The organism is Nocardia sp. BMG111209, assembly GCF_000381925.1.
In the GTDB taxonomy this organism is placed as follows: Bacteria; Actinomycetota; Actinomycetes; order Mycobacteriales; family Mycobacteriaceae; genus Nocardia.
The window spans coordinates 3772192-3791841 of record NZ_KB907307.1; the positions used below are offsets into that span (position 1 = coordinate 3772192).

Annotated in this window: 12 protein-coding genes and 1 pseudogene; 10 read left to right on the forward strand and 3 right to left on the reverse strand. The window is 70.9% G+C overall.

The genetic code is table 11. The features are described from left to right. Nucleotides 1-349: 349 nt before the first annotated feature. The 3 genes from glnA to G361_RS0117385 all read left to right on the forward strand — a co-directional run bounded on the left by glnA (nucleotide 350) and on the right by G361_RS0117385 (nucleotide 3687). Nucleotides 350-1786, forward strand: coding sequence for a type I glutamate--ammonia ligase (gene glnA, locus G361_RS0117375; protein ID WP_019928375.1), 1437 nt, complete (start codon nucleotides 350-352; stop codon nucleotides 1784-1786). A 124-nt stretch (nucleotides 1787-1910) separates the two neighbouring features. Further along, on the forward strand, nucleotides 1911-2618 hold the full coding sequence (locus tag G361_RS0117380; RefSeq protein ID WP_155981479.1) for a hypothetical protein: 708 nt from the start codon (nucleotides 1911-1913) through the stop codon (nucleotides 2616-2618). A gap of 139 nt (nucleotides 2619-2757) precedes the next feature. Beyond that, nucleotides 2758-3687 (forward strand): aldo/keto reductase, encoded by a 930-nt coding sequence (locus tag G361_RS0117385; protein WP_019928377.1) that lies wholly within the window; start codon nucleotides 2758-2760, stop codon nucleotides 3685-3687. A gap of 7 nt (nucleotides 3688-3694) precedes the next feature. Here the strand turns inward: G361_RS0117385 and G361_RS0117390 are convergent, their stop codons facing one another. Beyond that, nucleotides 3695-4138: a helix-turn-helix domain-containing protein gene (locus G361_RS0117390; protein WP_019928378.1), complete on the reverse strand. Its 444-nt coding sequence runs from the start codon at nucleotides 4136-4138 to the stop codon at nucleotides 3695-3697. Nucleotides 4139-4264: 126 nt separating this feature from the next. Between G361_RS0117390 and G361_RS0117395 the strand changes: the two genes are divergently transcribed. After that, nucleotides 4265-5131, forward strand: coding sequence for an aldo/keto reductase family oxidoreductase (locus G361_RS0117395; RefSeq protein WP_019928379.1), 867 nt, complete (start codon nucleotides 4265-4267; stop codon nucleotides 5129-5131). A 30-nt stretch (nucleotides 5132-5161) separates the two neighbouring features. Here G361_RS0117395 and G361_RS50990 read toward each other — a convergent pair. After that, nucleotides 5162-12127: pseudogene (locus tag G361_RS50990) on the reverse strand (amino acid adenylation domain-containing protein); the annotation flags it as partial. A 338-nt stretch (nucleotides 12128-12465) separates the two neighbouring features. Further along, a complete protein-coding gene (locus G361_RS49470; protein ID WP_019928381.1) occupies nucleotides 12466-12639 on the reverse strand; it encodes a hypothetical protein in 174 nt (57 codons plus the stop codon). A 242-nt stretch (nucleotides 12640-12881) separates the two neighbouring features. Between G361_RS49470 and G361_RS0117410 the strand changes: the two genes are divergently transcribed. The 6 genes from G361_RS0117410 to G361_RS43920 all read left to right on the forward strand — a co-directional run bounded on the left by G361_RS0117410 (nucleotide 12882) and on the right by G361_RS43920 (nucleotide 19601). Beyond that, on the forward strand, nucleotides 12882-14555 hold the full coding sequence (locus tag G361_RS0117410) for a CocE/NonD family hydrolase (RefSeq protein ID WP_019928382.1): 1674 nt from the start codon (nucleotides 12882-12884) through the stop codon (nucleotides 14553-14555). Then, nucleotides 14552-15907, forward strand: a complete 1356-nt coding sequence (locus G361_RS0117415; protein WP_019928383.1) for a M20/M25/M40 family metallo-hydrolase — start codon at nucleotides 14552-14554, stop codon at nucleotides 15905-15907. The genes G361_RS0117410 and G361_RS0117415 overlap by 4 nt, the downstream gene beginning before the upstream one ends. Before the next feature lie 139 nt (nucleotides 15908-16046). Further along, nucleotides 16047-16904 (forward strand): alpha/beta hydrolase, encoded by an 858-nt coding sequence (locus G361_RS0117420; protein ID WP_019928384.1) that lies wholly within the window; start codon nucleotides 16047-16049, stop codon nucleotides 16902-16904. 9 nt (nucleotides 16905-16913) lie between these two features. Continuing rightward, complete coding sequence (locus tag G361_RS0117425) at nucleotides 16914-17387, forward strand: 6,7-dimethyl-8-ribityllumazine synthase (RefSeq protein WP_019928385.1); 474 nt, start codon at nucleotides 16914-16916, stop codon at nucleotides 17385-17387. Nucleotides 17388-17517: 130 nt separating this feature from the next. Beyond that, nucleotides 17518-18243 carry a DUF2334 domain-containing protein gene (locus tag G361_RS0117430; RefSeq protein ID WP_019928386.1) on the forward strand — a complete coding sequence of 242 codons (726 nt, stop codon included), beginning with the start codon at nucleotides 17518-17520 and terminating at the stop codon, nucleotides 18241-18243. Continuing rightward, nucleotides 18240-19601, forward strand: a complete 1362-nt coding sequence (locus G361_RS43920) for a glycosyltransferase (RefSeq protein WP_231386902.1) — start codon at nucleotides 18240-18242, stop codon at nucleotides 19599-19601. The genes G361_RS0117430 and G361_RS43920 overlap by 4 nt, the downstream gene beginning before the upstream one ends. Nucleotides 19602-19650 lie beyond the last annotated feature (49 nt).

Here is a 19650-nt window from a genome sequence, read left to right on the forward strand (position 1 = left end):
GGTCGCGCGACCCGGCCGGCACCGCCGCGCGATCCTCGATTCGAAAGGGTTGCGGGCGAAAAACTCTCGTCCGCGGCGGTGTTCGCGGCAAGAATCACAGCCGAGTTTTCGGGGCCCTTCACGACCGTGCGGGAAGCGGCAATGGCAGGATAAGCGTGCTGGTCGAGCAACGATCCGTGATCGGTCCGGGCCTCACGAGGGTCCGCGAGCACTGACGCTTGCCACCAGCGGCACGTGTAACACTGGCGAAACACGGGCTTGATTGTCGGGAAACACCGCGTCCTTACCGTTCAGCGGCGACACCCAGCAATCGGCACCTGGCTGGGAACCGATCCGTAAGGAGTACTAAGTGGCGTTCAGCACGGCCGACGAGGTCATCAAGTACATCAAGGAGGAGGACGTCGAGTACCTGGACGTCCGTTTCACCGACCTCCCCGGGCAGGCGCAGCACTTCTCGATCCCCGCGAAGTCGTTCACGACCGACCTGGCCGAAGAAGGCCTGGCGTTCGACGGTTCCTCGGTGCGCGGCTTCCAGTCCATCGACGAGTCGGACATGCTGCTGCTGCCCGACTACACCACCGCTCGGCTGGACCCCTTCCGGGCCGCGAAGACCGTGAACCTGAACTTCTTCGTGCACGACCCGTTCACCCGCGAGTCCTACAGCCGCGACCCGCGTAACGTCGCGCGCAAGGCCGAGGAGTACCTGAAGAGCACCGGCGTCGCCGACACGGCGTACTTCGGCGCCGAGGCGGAGTTCTACATCTTCGACTCGATCCGCTACGACTCGCAGATGAACGGCGCGTTCTACGAGATCGAGTCGGTCTCCGGTTCCTGGAACACCGGTGCCGAGTTCAACCCGGACGGCTCCCCGAACCGCGGTTACAAGGTGCGGCCGAAGGGTGGCTACTTCCCCGTCGCGCCGTACGACCACTACGTCGACCTGCGCGACAAGATCTCCACCAACCTGCAGAACGCGGGCTTCGTGCTGGAGCGCGGTCACCACGAGGTGGGCACCGCCGGCCAGGCCGAGATCAACTACCGCTTCAACACCCTGCTGTCGGCGGCCGACGACCTGCAGCTGTTCAAGTACATCGTGAAGAACACCGCCTGGGCCGAGGGCAAGACGGTCACCTTCATGCCGAAGCCGCTGTTCGGCGACAACGGCTCGGGCATGCACGTGCACCAGTCGCTGTGGAAGGACGGCAAGCCGCTGTTCCACGACGAGGCCGGCTACGGCGGCCTGTCGGACCTGGCCCGCTGGTACATCGGTGGCATCCTGCACCACGCGCCGTCGCTGCTGGCGTTCACCAACCCGACGGTGAACTCCTACCACCGCCTGGTGCCGGGCTTCGAGGCCCCGATCAACCTGGTGTACTCGCAGCGCAACCGCTCCGCCGCGGTCCGCATCCCGGTCACCGGCAACAACCCGAAGGCCAAGCGCCTCGAGTTCCGTGCCCCCGACTCCTCGGGTAACCCGTACCTGGCCTTCGCCGCCATGATGATGGCCGGCCTGGACGGCATCAAGAAGAAGATCGAGCCGGCCGCCCCGGTCGACAAGGACCTCTACGAGCTCCCGCCGGAGGAGGCCAAGAACATCCCGCAGGCCCCCACCAGCCTGTCGTCGGTGATCGACCGCCTCGAGGACGATCACGACTACCTCACCGAGGGTGGCGTGTTCACCGAGGACCTGGTCGAGACCTGGATCCAGCTCAAGCGCGAGGGTGAGATCGCACCGGTCAACCTGCGTCCGCACCCGTACGAGTTCGCGCTGTACTACGACGTCTAAGTCGTTACGGCACAACCGTTCTCTCGGAGCCCCAGCCGAATCCGGCTGGGGCTCCGGCATTTCCGGGCCGCCGAGATTCGTCGCCGAGTCGCGGGCGGCGGCCGGTGTCGCTACCGTACCGGACGTGAGTTCCCCTCCAGATCACCGCAATTCGCGGCCCGCCGGACAATCGGGTGGGTACGACGCGCCGACGGAACGGATCACGACCGCCCCGGGCCCGAATCCGGCTGCGGCGGACGATCTCACCGTGCCCATGGGCAGACATTCTTCGCCCGCAACGGGATTCGCCCCACCGGCGGCCGTGCGCGGCTACCGGCCGGATGCCGGGAGCCCGGCCGCTCCGGTCAGCCGGCGTGCCGCGGTGCCGTGGCCGGTGTGGGTGATCGTCGGGGCGCTCGCGGTGACCGTCGCGGTCGCCGTCTTCCTGCCCTGGACGGAACCGACGGACCGGGTGCGCCGGATCGTGACCCGGCTGCATCGGGCGAATGCCTTCGGGCACGGTTCGCTGGCGACCCTGTCCGGGACCTGGCCGGTCGCCGTCCTGGTCGCGGCGGGCGCGACCGTGCTGCTCGCGGCGGCCGCGGTCGCGGTCCGCGGGCGCTGGGTTCCGGTGGCCGGCGGCGCGACCGCCATCGTGACCGGAGTGCTGGCGGTGACGCTGGGGCTGCGCGCGCGTCATCGCATCGCGGAGGCGAACGCGCATAACCCGCTGCACCTGCCGTTCCGGCTCGTCGATCCGGGTATCGGTACGGTCGTGGCTCCGACGGTGGGGACGTTGCTCGCGCTGGCCGGGCTCGGGGTGGTGATCCGCGCGCTCGTCGCGCGCGGGTGAGATCCGTTGTCCGGCAATCGACTCGTGCGGGCTGCAATGAATGCAAGACTCGTGGCGATGACTCGTGGCGGAGGCTGCACCCGCGCGTGGATCGGCCTAGGGTCGAAGGGGTAGGTCTCGTCCGTACACGGAAGGAATCATGGCTACCTTCACCGACTCCCGTCCCGCAGCCGCCTCCGGCACCTTCGCGATCGGTGGTGACCGGCCCGTTCATCGGCTCGGCTACGGTTCCATGCAACTCACCGGCCCCGGCGTCTGGGGCACGCCGAAGGATCCCGACGAGGCCGTGCGCGTGCTGCGGCGGGCCGTGGAGCTCGGTGTCACGCTCATCGACACCGCGGACTCGTACGGGCCGTTCGTCAGCGAGCGGCTGATCCGGGAGGCCTTGCACCCGTACCCCGACGATCTGGTCATCGCGACCAAGGCCGGGCTCAGCCGGCCGGGCCCCGGCGTGTGGGAACCGCTCGGGCGGCCGGAATATCTGCGGCAGCAGCTGGAGCTCAGCCTGCGGCATCTGGGACTGGAGACGATCGACCTGTACCAGTTGCACCGCATCGATCCGAAGGTTCCCGCGGCCGATCAGATCGGCACGCTGGTACAGCTGCAACAGGAAGGGAAGATCCGGCACATCGGGCTGTCGCAGGTGACCGTCGACCAGCTGGCCGCGGCGCGCAAGCTGGCCACCATCGTGTCGGTGCAGAACCTCTACAACCTGAACACCCGGGACTCCGAGGATCTGCTCGACCACGCCGAGGCCGCCGGTATCGCGTTCATCCCGTGGTTCCCGATCGCGACCGGTGAGCTGGCCAAGGGTGGCGGGCCGCTGAGCGCCATCGCCGCGGCGCACGACGCCACACCCGCCCAGATCGCGCTGGCCTGGCTGTTGCGCCGCTCGCCGGTGATCCTGCCGATTCCCGGAACGTCGAGCGTCGCGCATCTGGAACAGAACATGGCCGCCGCCCGGATCACACTCACCGACGACGAGTTCGCGACGCTGTCCGGGCTCGCCGCGCCGCCGGCGGACACCACGGGCCGGCGCTTCCGGCTGCCGAAGCTGGGCGCCCGGTAGGCCCGGATCAGGCGGTGCGGTCGTCGTAGGCCGCGCGGTTCTCCAGCACCTCGTCCATATGCGTCTCGGCCCAGCTCTTCACGCCGCGCAGCATCAGGTGCAGCGACAGCCCGAGGTCGGTCAGCTCGTAGGAGACCGTGACCGGCACGGTCGGCGTGACCGTGCGGGTGACCAGCCCGTCGCGTTCCAGGGCGCGCAGCGTCTGGGTGAGCATCTTCTGGCTGACGCCGGCCAGCAGCCGGGCGAGCTCCGAATACCGCATCGCCCGGGGCTGTCCGGCGCATCCGGCGCCCTCCCGATGCGAGCCGTCGCTGCCCAGTGCGGACAGGATCAGCGTGACCCATTTGTCGGAGATCCGGTCCAGCAGCTTGCGACTCGGGCAGGCCGCCACGAACGCGTCGTACCGCGCCTTGGACTGTGCCCGCTGCTGGGCCGCCGTCATCGTCGCCATCCGCCACTCCTCGGACCCGTGGGTGGGTTACGCACTTCGAGGTGCGTACTTCCTGGTGGAAAGTTACCCCACCATAGTGGAGCAACGAACCACTGTGCACCACCTCGACCCGACGAAAGGCACACCATGCTGTCCACCACGCTTCCCGGCGGCCGTTGGCCTCTCGGTGAACTGACCGTCGGCCGATTCGGTTACGGCGCCATGCAACTCGCCGGTCCCGGGGTCATGGGCCCGCCGGCCGATCGCGACGGCGCACTGGCGGTCCTGCGCGAGGTCGCCGAACTCGGCATCACCCACATCGATACCAGCGCGGCGTACGGGCCGCTGGTGACCAACCGGCTGATCCGGGAGGCGCTGCACCCCTACCCCGGCGCGCTGCACCTCGTGACCAAGGTCGGCGCGACCCGCGATCCGGACGGCGGCTGGCCCCCGGCCCGGCGGCCCGAGGACGTGCGCCGCGCGGTGCACGACAACCTCGACAGCCTCGGCGTCGAGGTGCTCGACGTGGTCAACCTGCGGCTCGGCGACGCGCGCGGACCCCGTCCCGGTTCGCTCGCCGAGCCGTTCGAGACGCTCGTCGAGCTGCAGCGGCAGGGCCTGATCCGGCATCTCGGCGTGAGCAACGCGACGGCCGAACAGGTCCTCGAAGCGCAGGCGATCGCGCCGATCGTCTGCGTGCAGAACAGGTACAACCTCGCCCACCGCGCCGACGACGCGCTGATCGACCGGCTCGCCGGGGAGGGCATCGCCTATGTGCCGTTCTTCCCGCTCGGCGGATTCGCGCCGCTACAGTCCGCGACGCTGTCGGCCGTGGCCGCGCGGCTGGGCACGACGCCGATGTCGGTCGCGCTGGCGTGGCTGCTGCGCCGGTCGCCGAACATCCTGCTGATCCCCGGGACGTCCTCGGCGGCGCACCTGCGCGAGAACGTCGCGGGCGCGCGCCTGTCGCTCGCCGGCGACGACCTCGCCGAACTGGACCGGATCGGCCGCTGAACTCGCACTCGCGTTCCGACCGAACCGGATTCAGACCCGGTTCGGGGCCGGGAAGAATCCCGAGGCGATGAACGCCTCGACGTACCGGTCCAGGACGGTCTCGTCGATCGCCGAGCGGTGGATGCCGCGGTCGGCGAGGGCCGCGCGGGTGCCGGTGTCGTCGATCACCACCGTGGTCGCGCCGTAGGTGCCGCCGAGCAGGGCCGCGCGGACCAGGGAGTCGTCGCCGTCGGCCTCGCGGGCGGCGGCCTCCGCGGCGAGGCGGGCGGCGATCTCGTCGAGGTCGGCCGTCTCGACGCGTAAACCGTTGCGGCGCAGGCTGTCGAACACCGCGCGGACCGGCACCGGTTCGGTGTTGACCAGGTGGTGGACGCCGACGGCGGGATCCAGCGCCAAGGCGACCACCGCGCTCGCCACGTAGTTCACCGGGACCAGCGGGATCGCGGCGTCACCGACCTCGGGGGCCAGGCCCAGCACGGCGACGGCGCGGATCATGTTCCAGAACGAGTCGTCGGCGCTGTTCACACCGGTGCGCGAATCACCGGATACCGTTCCGGGACGGTGGATTCCGATCGGCAGACCACGCTCGCCCGCCTGCCGGACCAGCCGTTCGGCCACCCATTTGCTCGCCACGTACCCGTTGCCGGAGACCTCCTCCACCGGCAGCTCGATATCCTCCCAGCCCACGAAATCCGGTGCGGGAGTAGCGGGAATCACCGCGTTGACGGTGGAGACGAAGTGGAACGGCTTGATCCGCGCGGTGGTGGCCAACCGCAGCAGTTCGCGGGTACCCGCCACATTCGCCGCGCGCAGCCGCCGGTACGGCTCCAGGTGGTTGACGCGGGCGCCGTTGTGCACAATCAGGTCGATGCGCTCGGTGAGCCGGGCATAGTCCGTGTCGGACAGGCCCAGTCGCGGCGCGGCCAGATCGGCGGGCACCGGCACGATCCGGTCGTGGTAGGCGTCGTACCGGATTCGGTAGTGCGACAGGGCCGCCCGGACCCGGTCGCGGGCCTGCGGCACCGAATCCGCGCGCACCGGGCACCACACCCGGGCCTCGGTGCGGTCGAGCAGCTCTCGCAGCAGATGGACACCGACGAAACCGGTTGCGCCGGTGAGCAGGACATCCAGTGGCGGACCCGGAAGCGCGGGGGCGACCCCGGCCGGATCGATAGCCGGGTCGAGCACGGCATCGGCGGCCGATATCCCGGCCGGACGCACCGGCTCGCTGGGATGCTCGCGCCGGTCCAGCCGGGCGGCGAGGCCGCGGACGGTCGGATCGGCGAACAGCGTCGCCACCGGGACCTCGGCGTGCAGCCGCGCGGCCAGCGCCCGTTGCAGGGTGAACACCAGCAGCGAGGTGCCGCCGAGATCGAAGAAGTCGTCCTCGGCGCCGACCCGGTCCACACCGAGCACCTCGGCATACGCTTCGGCGACGGCCCGCTCGACAGGCGTTGCGGGAGCGATGAATTCACGCTGTTCGAACACCGGCTGCGGCAGCGCCGCACGATTCAGCTTGCCGCTGTCGTTGACGGGGAACGCGTCCAGCACCATGATCGCGGCGGGCACCATGTACGACGGCAGCACCCGGCCCAGCCCGCGCCGCAGTTCCGCGGTGTCGGGCCGGATTTCCCCGGTGGGTACCACATAGGCGACGAGCTGATCACCGATCGGCGACGCGGCGACCACGGCCACCGCCTGCGCGATCGACGGCTCCGCCAGCAGGGCCGCCTCGATCTCGCCGAGTTCGATCCGATGACCGCGGATCTTCGCCTGGAAGTCGATGCGGCCGAGGTATTCCAGAACATGGTCGGCCCGCCTGCGCACCAGATCCCCCGTGCGGTACATCCTGGTGCCGGGCGGCCCGTACGGATCGGCGACGAACCGATCGGCGGTCAACTCGGGACGGCGAATGTAGCCGCGGGCCAGCTGATCACCGGCGAGATACAGCTCCCCGACCGCTCCGACCGGCGTCGGATGCAACCTGTCGTCCAGGACATGCGTGCGGGAATTCCATTGCGGCACACCGATCGGCACGGTCGACGTGTCGGCGGCGGTGGTCCGGTGGTAGGTGATCGAGACCGCGGCCTCGGTGGGCCCGTACAGGTTGTGCAGGCCGGTCGGCTCGACCGGGCGCGCGGACCCGGTCCCCGCGCCGTATGCCGCCGCGGCGCGCACGCCGACCGGCTCGGCCCGGTCCGGGTGAACGGACGCGGTCTCGACGCCGTCTGGCACCGCGGCACGCACGCCGACCGGCTCGACTCGGCCCGAATGAACGGAGGCGACCCCGACGCCATCTGCCGCCGTGCCGTGCGCCTCGACCGGCTCGGCCCGGTCCGAGCGAACAGGCTCGACCCTGTCTACGCCGTTCGAATCGCTCCCATGAACCCGCAGCTCGGATTCGGTATCGGGAGCGCCGGACTCGGCATCATCAGTTTCGGCTCGCGCGCTGAGAGTGCCGGACTGAGAGGCAGTGATGTGCCGGTCGGCAGGTACGCCGAGGCGTGATTTCGCCGTCATCTCATGGAATTTCGCGACCGTGGCCGGGGGTAGCGCCTCGCCGATGACGAAAACGTCACGGAGCGTGGTCAACTGGCGCGGTTCGGCCGATGCCAGGAACACCTGCAATACCGAGGGCACGAAGTCGGTGACCGTGACCCCTTGCGCCGCAACGAGTTCCGCGAGGTATGCGGGATCGCGCTGGCCGCCCGGCGCGGCCAGCACCAGGCGGGAGCCCGCGCGCAGCGGCAGGAACCAGCCCCACAGCGAGACGTCGAAGGTGGTCGCGGTCTTCTGGAGATAGACGTCGGTGGGCCCGAATTCGTACTGCGCGGACATCCATTCCATCTGGTTGTGGATCGCGCGGTGGGAGACGGCCACACCCTTCGGCCGGCCGGTGGAGCCGGAGGTGAACAGCACATACGCCGGATGGTCCGGGCGCAGCGGGGATTCGAGTTCCGCCGGGCCGATCGGTGCGGCGGAGAGGGCCGACAGGTCCAGGGCGTCGACCGTGTGCACCGGCGGCCCGGCGACCGGGAACGGACTGTCGGCAGTGGTCAGCACGCATGCCGGGTCGGCGGTTTCCAGCACATGGGCGATGCGCCCCGCCGGATGCTCCGGATCCACCGGCAGGTAGGCGCCACCCGCGGCCAGCACCGCGTACATCGCCACCACCAGCTCGATCGACCGCGGCATGCCCAGCACCACAACCGATTCCGGTCCGATCCCGAGCCCGATCAGATACCGTGCCAGCCGGTTCACCCGCGCGTCGAACTCGCGATAGGTCAACGTCCGCTCCGCCGCGACCAGCGCGACCGCGTCCGGATACGCCACCGCGGCACGGCGATAACCGTCCAGCAGCAACCCGTCCCCCACCGGATGTGTTCCACCGTCCGCGGCCGACGACAACGCCGCACGCTCCGCCTCGGTCAGCAGATCGACCTCACCGATCGCGCGCTCCGGGGCGGCCGCGGCCGCGGTCAGCAACCGCACGAACCGATCCGCGAGCCGCGCCACCGTCGGCTCGTCGAACAGATCGGCGGCATAGCTGAACCGCACCGGCCACGGCCGATCGACCGGTCCCGGCAGCACGGTCACCTGGAGATCGAATTTGGCGGCGGGACTGTCGAATTCGACCTGTTCCACCCGCAGATCACCGAGTTCCAGCGCGGCACCGGCCAGATTCTGGAAGAACAACGCCACCTGGAACAGCGGATGGTGGGCCGGCGACCGATCCGGCGCCAGCACCTCCACCAGCTGTTCGAAGGGCAGATCGGCGTGCGCGAAGGCGGCCAGGTCGCGGTCGCGGGTCCGGGCGACCAGCTCGGTGAACGACATCCCGGCCTCGACGCGGGCACGCAGGGCCACCGTGTTCACGAACATGCCGATCAGATCGGCGGTTTCGGGCTCGTCCCGACCGGCGATCGGGGTACCGATCACCACATCGCCGGTCCCGGTCACCCGGGCGAGCAGCGCCGCCAGCGCGGCGTGCACCACCATGAACTCGGTGGCATTGTCGGCCGCGGCCAGACTCGACACCCGCGCCACCACCTCCGGCGGCAGCATGCACGAAAACGTCCGTCCCGCACCGGAAGCCGTCGGCGGGCGGGGCCGGTCGGCGGGTAGTTCGATCCGCTGCGGGGCATCGGCCAGTTCCGCGGCCCAGAACGCAATCTGTTGCGCGGCCCGCGAATCCGGGTCGCTCGCCGCCCCGAGCAGTTCGCGGTGCCACACGCTGTAATCGGCGTACTGCACCGGCAACGGCGCCCACCGCGGCGTCTCCCCCGCACTGCGCGCCGCATACGCCGTCATCAAATCCCGGGTCAACGGCCCCAGCGACCAACCGTCCACCGCGATGTGATGCGCCACCAGCGACAACACGTACGTCCGCTCTCGCCCCGCCTCGAGGGCCCCGGTACGCGCGACCACCCGATCCGACGTCGAGCCCGCAACCGAGCGACCACCGGCCAAGGACAGGTCACCACCGGACAGGGTTGAGTCGCCACCACCGACCGGCGGAAGCTGCGACGCCCGTGGATCACCGGCATCGGTACCCGACAACACATCAGCCGACCGACCACCCACCTCACGGCCGACCGACACCCACCCGAAGCCGGGCACCATCCCGGAGACCGGGCGACCGCCGATCAGGGGCAGGTCGCCACCACCGACCGGCGGAAGCTGCGACGCCCGTGGATCACCGGCATCGGTACCCGGCAACACGTCGGCCGACCGACCGCCCATGTCAGGGTCGGTCGATACCCGCCCCGAGCCGGGCATGATCCCGCTACGGCCCGCCGAGGCCCACGCGGAGCCGGGCACAACCCCGGCGACCGTCGAAGTCCCCGAAGCGTCGGCCCGACCTGCCCCGGAATCGTTGCCCGGCAACGCATACAGCGTGATCCGCAACGGAACGTCCACGGTCACGTCGAATCCCGTGGTCGCGTCGGCCGCGATCCTGGCGAGCAGATCGTGTTCACCCGCTACCGGAACCGGGATCAGGTCCGGGCCCGGCGGCGGCAGGATCTGTTGCACCGCATCGGATTCCGCGCGCGGATAGACGGTGCGCAGGGCCTCGTGCCGCGCCAGCACGTCGGCGACGGCCGCGCCGAGGGCGGGTACGTCCAGTGGGCCGGTGAGGCGGATCGCGACCGGCACGTTGTAGAGCGCCGAGGCCGGGTCGAACTGGTTCAGCAACCACATCCGATACTGGGCGGGCGCCAACGGGATCGGCTCCCGGCGGGGTCGCGGCGCCAGGCGCGGCCGGGCCGGGCCGGTGGGCCGCAACGCCGAGACCGCCGCCGCCAGCGCCTCGACCGTCGGCGCCTCGAACAGCACGCGAGCGGGGAAGTCGGTGCCGGTTTCGGCGCGGATCCGGGCGGCCGCCTGGGTCGCCGCCAGCGAGTTACCGCCGAGCGCGAAGAAATCGTCGTCCAGTCCGACGCGGGTGACCTGCAGCAGGTCGGCGAAGATCGCCGCGACGACCCGCTGCACCGGGTCGACCGGCGCGCGATAGGCGGCCATCGCCAGGTCCGGCGCGGGCAGCGCGGCCCGGTCGAGTTTGCCGACGGGGGTGAGCGGAATGTGGTCCAGCACCGTGATCGAGGCGGGCACCATGTACGCGGGCAGCGCCTGACCGGCGTGCGCCAGCAGACCGGCGGCGTCGACGGACACACCCGCGGCCGGCAGCACATGCGCCACCAGAACGGTCGCGCCGGTGGGCCCGGTGTGCGCGACGGTGGCGGCGAAGTCGACGTCCGGATGCGCCGCCAGGACCGCGTCGATCTCGCCGAGTTCGATGCGGAAGCCACGCACCTTGACCTGGAAGTCGTTGCGGCCCACGTACTGTACGCCCGCGCGCGTCTCCCGGCCCAGGTCGCCGGTGCGGTAGGCGCGGCTGCCGGGCGGTCCGAACGGATCGGCCACGAAGCGGGCCGCGGTGAGCCCGGGGCGGCGGTGGTAGCCGCGGGCCACGCCCGCACCGGCCAGGTACATCTCGCCGACGTCACCCGGGACGGCCCGGCGCAACCGGTCGTCCAGGATCCGCGTGCTCATGTTGCGGATGGCCGTGCCGAGGGTGATCGGGTCGCCGGGCGCCAGCGGTTCGCCGATCGACATGATCACGGTGGCCTCGGTGGGCCCGTATACATTGACGAACCGGCGGCCGCGGGTCGCCCAGCGGGTGACCAGATCCGGTGCCCAGGCCTCGCCGCCGATCGCGAGGCTCTCCAGGTCGCCGAGCCCGGCCGGATCCATCGAGGCGACCGCGGCGGGCGTGAGGAATGCGTGCGTGACCCGCTCGGCGCGCAGCAGTCCGGCCAGTTCTGCACCGCCGTACACGTCGGTCGGCGCGATGACCATGGTCGCGCCCGCGCCGCAGGCCAGCAGCAGTTCCAGCATCGAGGCGTCGAAACTGGGCGAGGCGAAGTGCAGCGTCCGCGAATACTCGGTCACGCCGTAGCGCTCCCGCTGTTCGACGCACACCCCCGACAGGCCGGTGTGGCTCACCACGACACCCTTCGGCAGGCCGGTGGAGCCGGAGGTGTAGATCAGGTATGCCGCGTCGTCGCCGCGCAGCGGCCGCACCCGATCGGTGTTGACGACCAGATCGTCGGGAAAGCGGCGGCAGGCCGCCTCGAATTCGGGGTCGTCGAGCACCAGCCAGGGCGGGCCGGCGGGCAGTGCCGCCCGCGCGGCGGCGATCGTGAGGCCGAGTACGGCGCCGGAGTCCTCGGCCATCCGGCTCACCCGCGCGGCCGGATAGCGGGGATCGATCGGCACGAAGGCGGCGCCCGACTTCGCGACGGCCCACACCGCGGCCACCGACCACACCGAGCGCGGGATGCCCAGGGCGACGACGTCCTCGGGCCCGAGGCCGCGGGCGATCAGCAGCCGCGCCACCCGGGAGGACCAGCCGTCCAGTTCGGCATAGGTCATCGACCGTTGCGCGTCGGCCACGGCGATACCGTCGGGATTGCGCTCGACGGCCGAGGCGAGCAGATGCGGGAGGGTGGTGACGGACGGGGTGCGACGGCGTAAGGGGCGGGTCCGGGTGGCCGTCACGCGCCGATCCTGCCTCGAACCCACGTCCACCATGCATCAACCTCCACGCTCACGAAAACGATCTCGCCCGATCGACCCCTCGGGCGGCACACCGGTATGCAACACTCACTGCGCAATACAACAGCTCCAGCGCAGTCAACGCCACTCGGCGAGTGCCGGGTACCCCTCTTTTCCATCAAGGGAAACCGATCGGCCGGGATTCACAGCCGCCTCACACCTGCGACGATGTGAAACCGGCTGCCGTACAACGTGAGCGGGTTCGAATCCGACGGTCAGAGGTGCGGGTGGTGTCCCAGCGAGGCGCTGAACACCGAGGCGGGGCGGCGGCCGGCCGCCAGATTGACCCGCTCCTGCGGAGTCAGCACATGCCGGGAATACATGCGGCGGGCACGATCACGCACGGCGGCCAGCAGACGGACCCGCGACGGGGCATGAACAGCGAACATGACGGCAACTCCTCGTAGACGAACGTCAACCCCCCTGGGTGGGCGGAATGTCCATTCTCGCACGTTATTACCCACAATGTCGTCAAGAATTCATGAAGAGTTCACGAAAATTCAACTGCGACCAGTTCGCTTCCCGTAAACATACTGGTCACAAGGTGTTTCGGCACGACATCGGGCAATCCCGCACCGGCCCCAGGTTTCCCGGTCTGGACCGAGCGCCCGGCACAACCGACAATACAAAGGTGGCCCGTATCCTCCTGACGCACGCGCTGCGCCGCCGGCTGCCGGTCGTGCTCGGCATGCTGCTGGTGCTGCTGGCGACTCCCCTTCCGGCAGTGGCCGATCCGCCGCTCCCCTACCGATGGCACGAGGAGTTCCTCACCACCCCGGACGGCCTCCGGCTGCACGCGGACGTGTTGCGCCCGAGCGGATTACCCGACGACGCCCGAACTCCGGTGGTGCTGACCGTGAGTCCGTACCGAGCCCACCTCGCCTATCTGACCGAACCCCGCCCCGGCGGCGGGCCGTCCACCACCGACCTGCCGGTGGACATGTTCCTGGCCGCCGGATACACCTACGTGATCGCCGATCTGCGCGGCTTCGGCGGCTCCACCGGATGTCCCGACTTCGGCGGCCCCGGCGAGCGATCGGACGTGCACACCGCGGTGGAATGGGCTGCCGCACAACCCTGGTCGACCGGTCGCGTCGGTCTGCTCGGCACCTCCTACGAGGGCTGGACCGGGCTGATGGGCCTGGCCACCCACCCGGACGGCCTCGCCGCGGTCGCCGCCTTCGAACCGGTGGTCGATCCCTATTCCTATCTGTACATGCAGGGCATCTCGTGGAAGTTCTCCGGGAAACCGGTGACCGAGAACGGGATCCGGCCCGCCGATCTCGCCGGGCTGGAACATCTGCTGATCTCCGCGACCCCGCCGCATCCCGGCGACTCACCCGAGTACCGCGCGAATGCGGCTCGGGCGCCGCTGGAATGCGCGCCGCCGTATCTGGCCGGCATCATGAACCACGACGGCGCCACCGACTTCTGGCGCGACCGCGATCTGGTGGATCGGCTGCGCGGCAACACGATTCCACTGTTCCTCGGCCAGGGCTTCGTCGACTACAACACCCGCGCGGACCGGATCTTCCGGTTGTGGAACGGACTCGGGCCCGGCGAGCACCGCGCCTGGTTCGGCCAGTGGGGCCACCGAACCTGTCATGTCGACTGTGGCACACCGCAATTCGATACCGAACTGCTCGCCTTCTTCGACCGGCACGTGGCCGGCCGGGACGTCGAGGTACCCGGGCCGCGGATCACCGTCGGCCAGTTCGACGGCCGCTGGCGCGCGGAAGACGCCTGGCCACCGGCGGATTCGCGAACGGTCACGATGCCGCTGCGCACCGGCGACTACACCGATCGCGGCTTCCCGCCCGGCCCCGACCGCGAGATCTGGTCGGTGTCACAGCCGTCGGCCGAGGATCAGCACCTGTCCGGCGCGCCGGTCGCCACCGTGACCGCGGCCGGACCGCCGGACGCCACCGTCGCGGTCGAACTGTACGACGTGGCCCCCGACGGGCTCGCCACCGTGATCACCCGCGGGATCGCCCCGGTCGGCGCCGGGCAGATACGCCTGCTCGCGCAGGACTGGCCGATCCCGGCCGGGCACCGGATCGCGGCCCGGATCACCGATGTCGTGGACGACGTCTGGTCGCACGCCCCGGCGTTCGCCCGGGTCTCGGTCACCGCAGCCAGCGTCGACCTGCCGCTGCTCACCGAGATCCGCCGTCCCGGCCTCACCGGCGCCGTCACCGACGGCATCGTCAAATGGCGGGCGGAGAAGATCACGGCGATCCGGCCGGACGTGTTGAACAATGACACAGTGACCGTTTCGTTCCCCAACCGTACCGGCGACCGATGACCAGCGGCATCTCCCCCGTCACCGGCGTCGACGACCGCACCGCCGAGCGGCTCGCGGCCGCGCTGCGCTGCATCACCGTCTCCCGTGACACCGGCGACCGCGACGACGCCGAATTCCACCGCCTCGGTGCGCAACTCGAGCGGGACTATCCGCTCGTGCACGCCGAGCTGACCCTCGAACGGTTCGGGCACAGCCGCCTGTACCGCTGGGACGGCGTCGAATCCGGACCGCCCGTGGCGATCCTGCTGGCCCATCTGGACGTGGTGCCCGCCGACGACGAGCGGCTGTGGACCCATCCGCCGTTCGCCGGGGTCGTCGACGACGAATTCGTCTGGGGCCGTGGCGCCATCGACGACAAGAGCCGGGTGCTGGCCCTCCTCGAGGCCGTGGAGGCGCTGCTCGCCGCGGGCCGGCGCCCCCGCCGCACGATCTACCTCGCCTTCGGCCACGACGAGGAGCTCAGCGGCGCCGAGGGCGCCGTCCGGATGGCCGCCCGGCTGCGCGAACTCGGCGTGCACGCCGATCTGCTGCTGGACGAGGGCGGCGTGATCACCACCGGCCTCGCCGCCGGCGTCGAGCGGCCGGTCGGCAACATCATGATCGGCGAAAAGGGCTGGGCCACGGTGAAATTGACGGTGGTCGAACCGGGCGGACATTCCTCGATGCCGGGCCGGGAGACCGCGGTGGGCCGGATCGCCCGCGCGGTGGCGCGGATCCAGGACCATCCGATGCCGCTGCGGATGACCCCGGCGGTCGCCGAGATGCTGCGCCGGGCCCGCCCGGCGATGGCCGAACCGCGCCGCAGCGCGCTGCGGCTGCTACCCGTGGTCTCCCCGATCGTGACCCGCATCCTGGCGACCCGGCCGCAGACCGAGGCGATGGTCCGCACCACCGCCGCGGCGACGGTGATCCACGGCGGCGTGAAGGCCAACGTGCTGCCGCAGCGGGCCGAGGCGCTGGTGAATTTCCGTATCCTGCCCGGCGATTCGGTGGCCGCGGTGCTCGAGCACTGCCGCCGGGTGGTCCGCGACCCCGAGGTGAGCGTGGAACTCGACGGGCCGGTGGCCGAGCCGTCGCGGATCGGCGCGCCGGGCCCGGCCTACGATCTGGTCGCCGAGGTGGCCTGTGCGGTGGTCCCCGGGATCGTGCCGACCACCGGAATCGTGCCCGGCGCCACCGATTCCCGGCACTACGACGGCCTGGCCGGCACCCGCTGCAATTTCGCCCCGATCGTCCTCGACGAGGTCGATCTCGGCCGGATCCACGGCGCCGACGAACGCCTGTCCCGCATCGACTACGGCCGCCTGATCGAGTTCGACCACCGCCTGCTCACCCGCCTGAGCGAGCGGTGAGATCCCGGCCCGCCACGAGGAGAAACCGGGGCGGAGCCGGACATCTCGTGCGACCATGGGTAGCCCCGCGGGCCCGTGGCCGAGCCGCCACGCGCGCGGCGGTACAGCCGGACGATCGGAAGAAAGGCGGGCGGGCCTCATGCCGCGGACCGAAACCAGCAGGTTCGACGGGAAGGGCGGCCGGATCTTCTGGCGGGCCTGGCTACCCGACGGCGAGGTCCGCGCGGTCGCGATCCTCGTGCACGGCGTCGGCGAGCACTCCGGCCGCTACGAGCACGTCGGGCAGCGGCTGGCCGAGCACGGGTTCGCCACCTACGCCGACGACCACATCGGCCACGGACAGTCCGCCGGTCACGGCGCGAACATCGGATCGCTGGACGAGGCCGCCGACAACGAGGCCACGATGCTCGACATCGCCACGCAGCGGCATGCCGGATTGCCGCGGTTCGTCATCGGCCACAGCATGGGCAGCCTGATCGCGCTGTATCTCGTCACCCGCGGCCCGGTGGACCTCACCGGCCTGGTGATCTCGGCGCCGCCGCTGATCCAGCACGCCAATCCGGTGGAACGGCTGGCCTGGCCGGTGCTGACCCGGCTGGCGCCGGTGCTGAGCCGCCGCGCTCCCGGCCTGGGGGTGGTGAAATTGGACACCTCGGCGATCAGCCGCGACTCCGAGGTGGTCGCCGCCTACACCGGCGATCCGCTGGTCCATCACGGCGCGTTGCCGGCCCGCACGGCCGCCGAGATCCTGCGCGGCGCCGCCTTCGTCCAGGAACATCTGGATCGGCTGACCCTGCCCACGCTGGTATTGCAGGGCAGCGCCGACCGGCTGGCCCCGCCCGCGGGCGCCGACCTGGTCGAGCGGCACGCGGCCGCGACCGATCTCACGGTGATCCGCTACCCGGGCCTGTTCCACGAGGTCTTCAACGAACCGGAGCAGGATACGGTGCTCGGGGACATGGTCGGCTGGCTGGAGGCGCATCTGCCCCCGCAGTAGGATCCCGCCATGGGTACCGACACCGGCCGTATCGCGTTCGTCCGCGCGAGTTGGCATCGTGCGATCGTCAATCAGGCGTATGAGGGCTTCCTGACCGAATACCGGGATCTCGGCTACCAGCCGGAGACGGTCGACGTGTTCGACGTGCCGGGCGCCTTCGAGATCCCGCTGCACGCCCAGCGACTGGCCCGCAGCGGCGGATATTCGGCGATCGTGGCCGCGGCGCTGGTGGTCGACGGCGGCATCTACCGCCACGAGTTCGTCGCGAGCGCGGTGATCGACGGCCTGATGCGCGTGCAGCTCGACACCGATGTGCCGGTCTTCTCGGTGGTGCTCACCCCGCACCACTTCCACGAGCACAGCGAGCACGTGAATTATTTCACCGACCACTTCGTCACCAAGGGCGCCGAAGCGGCACGGGCACTGGCCACCACGGTGAGCTCGCTGCGCAGCCTGCCCGCCCCCACGGCCGACCACCGTTGACCGACCGGTCCGGAAACCGCAAAGCACCGGGTCAGCGGGGCCCTCGCGGGCCGGGGAGCCGACGTCAAAAGTACGGCAACTCCACCCTGCTGTTCAGCTGGCGGCAACCAGCCGCTGCTAGCGTGCGCGCGTGTCCGCACAGTTGGTGGTGAGTATCCATGACGTGGCTCCGGCAACCGACGCCGAGACCGCGCGGTGGTGCGCCGATGCCGATTCGTTCGGTATTCCGGTGTCGCTGTTGGTGATTCCGGGGCCGTGGCGGGGTGCCCGCCTGTCCGAGGCGCCGGAGTACGGGATGTTCCTGCGGGAGCGGCGCGCACACGGCGACGAGATCATGTTGCACGGCTGGGAACATCGCGCATCCGGCGAGGGCCCGGCGCTGCGCCGTGCGGTGGCGCGGGCGGTGGCGCGCGGCGCCGCGGAGTTCGCCGCGCTGGAGACCGCCGGCGCCGACGACCGGTTACGCCGGGCGACCGCGGTGATGGACGAGATGGGCCTGGCGACAACCGGATTCACCCCGCCGGGCTGGCTGGCCTCGCCGGCCGCGCTCCGGTCCCTGACCAGCGCCGGATTCTCGCACACCACAGACCATTTCGGCCTGCTCGATCTGCGCACCGGACAGCGCCGGCGCGGCTTCGCGCTGTCGCAGCGGCCCGGCGGCACCGGGGAACGCATGGCGGCCGGACTGATGCAGCGGCTGGCCCGCCACTCGGCCCGGCGGGGCGGATTCGTCCGCATCGCCCTGCATCCCGACGATCTGCACCGGCCCGGACTGCGCACGGCGGCGCTGCGGGCCATCGAGTCCGCGCTGACGGCGGGCGCGCAGGCCACGACCTACGCCGGAGTGATCGAATGATGCGTATCGTGCAGCTGGCCAATTTCTACACGCCGGCCTCCGGGGGGCTGCGTACCTGTGTGGACGAGATCGGCCGCGGCTATCTGGCGGCCGGGCACGAACGGGTGCTCGTGGTGCCCGGCCTGACCGACACCGACGAGATCACCCCGGCCGGACGCCGGATCACCGTGCGCGGGCCGCGATTCGGCGGCACCGGCTACCACATGCTGACCGCCCGCCGCACCCGCCCGTTGCTGGAGGAGCTGGCGCCGGACGTGATCGAGTGCAGCGACAAGCTCAGCGTGCGCTGGCTCGCGCCGTGGGCCCGCCGCGCGGGGGTGCCGCTGGTGCTGTTCTCGCACGAGCGCATCGACGCCATCCTGCGCGCCCGGGTACCGCGCGGATTCCCGCTGTCGGCGGCCGCCGACGTGGCCAACCGCCGCCTGGCCGCGCGGGCCGAGAAGATCGTCGTCACTTCGGGTTTCGCGCGCACCGAATTCACCCGGATCGGCGCGGGCAACGTGCACCGGGTACCGCTGGGCGTGGACCTGGACACCTTCCATCCGCAGGCGGTCGCGCGGCTGGATCCGGACGTGGTGGCGATCCGCCCGCCCGGCGAGGCCGAGAAGCGGCCCACCCGGCCGCTTCCGGTCCGGCCGCGCGCCGGGCTGTCGCTGGCCCGGCCGGAATACGCGGTGGTGCGGCGCAATGCGGCGTTCCGGCGCACCGCCTCGGCCGCCGCGCGCGGCGATCGGGTGCGGCACAACGGGATCCGGCCGCTGTTGCAGACCCGGCACGGCGGCCCGATCCGCATCGGTGACGAGATCGCCCCCCGCACCCTGCCCTCCGGGCCGGAGGTTCGGCTGGTCACCGTGAGCCGGTTGTCCCGGGAGAAGCGGCCGGAGCGCGCGATCGAGGCCCTGGAGTTGTTGCGCAACAGCGGGGTTCGCGCCGAACTGACCATGATCGGGGACGGCCCGCACCGCGAGCGCCTGCACCGCCGGGCCGCGGACCTGCCGGTGCGGTTCCTCGGGCACGTCACCGACCGGGACGCGGTGGCCGCGTGGGTGGCCGCGGCCGATATCGCGATCTGCCCCTCCCCTGCGGAGACCTTCGGACTCGCGGTGCTGGAGGCCCTGGCCTGCGGTACGCCGGTGGTGGTGCCGCACGACGGCGCCGCGCGAGAGTTGCTGGGCCCGGCCGGATCCGGGATCGAATGCGACGGCACCCCGGCCGGTCTCGCCGACGGCGTCCGCAACCTGCTCACCGTACCGGCCACCGATCGGCGCAACGCGGCCCGGCTGGCCGCCGAGCGCTTCCCGTGGTCGACCACGGTGGCCGGGATGCTCGCGCTGTACGCCGACTACACCGGGATGTGACCGCGGCGCGGTAGCGGACACCGGACGAATCACCCCTTCCGGTCGGCAC

What these genes read in the sequence shown, in the direction of transcription:
- G361_RS0117385 (WP_019928377.1), top strand. Translation starts at nt 2,758, where the DNA reads ATGGCTACCTTCACCGACTCCCGTCCCGCAGCCGCCTCCGGCACCTTC.
- G361_RS0117390 (WP_019928378.1), bottom strand. Translation starts at nt 4,138, where the DNA reads ATGGCGACGATGACGGCGGCCCAGCAGCGGGCACAGTCCAAGGCGCGG.
- G361_RS0117395 (WP_019928379.1), top strand. Translation starts at nt 4,265, where the DNA reads ATGCTGTCCACCACGCTTCCCGGCGGCCGTTGGCCTCTCGGTGAACTG.
- G361_RS49470 (WP_019928381.1), bottom strand. Translation starts at nt 12,639, where the DNA reads ATGTTCGCTGTTCATGCCCCGTCGCGGGTCCGTCTGCTGGCCGCCGTG.
- G361_RS0117415 (WP_019928383.1), top strand. Translation starts at nt 14,552, where the DNA reads ATGACCAGCGGCATCTCCCCCGTCACCGGCGTCGACGACCGCACCGCC.
- G361_RS0117420 (WP_019928384.1), top strand. Translation starts at nt 16,047, where the DNA reads ATGCCGCGGACCGAAACCAGCAGGTTCGACGGGAAGGGCGGCCGGATC.
- G361_RS0117425 (WP_019928385.1), top strand. Translation starts at nt 16,914, where the DNA reads ATGGGTACCGACACCGGCCGTATCGCGTTCGTCCGCGCGAGTTGGCAT.
- G361_RS43920 (WP_231386902.1), top strand. Translation starts at nt 18,240, where the DNA reads ATGATGCGTATCGTGCAGCTGGCCAATTTCTACACGCCGGCCTCCGGG.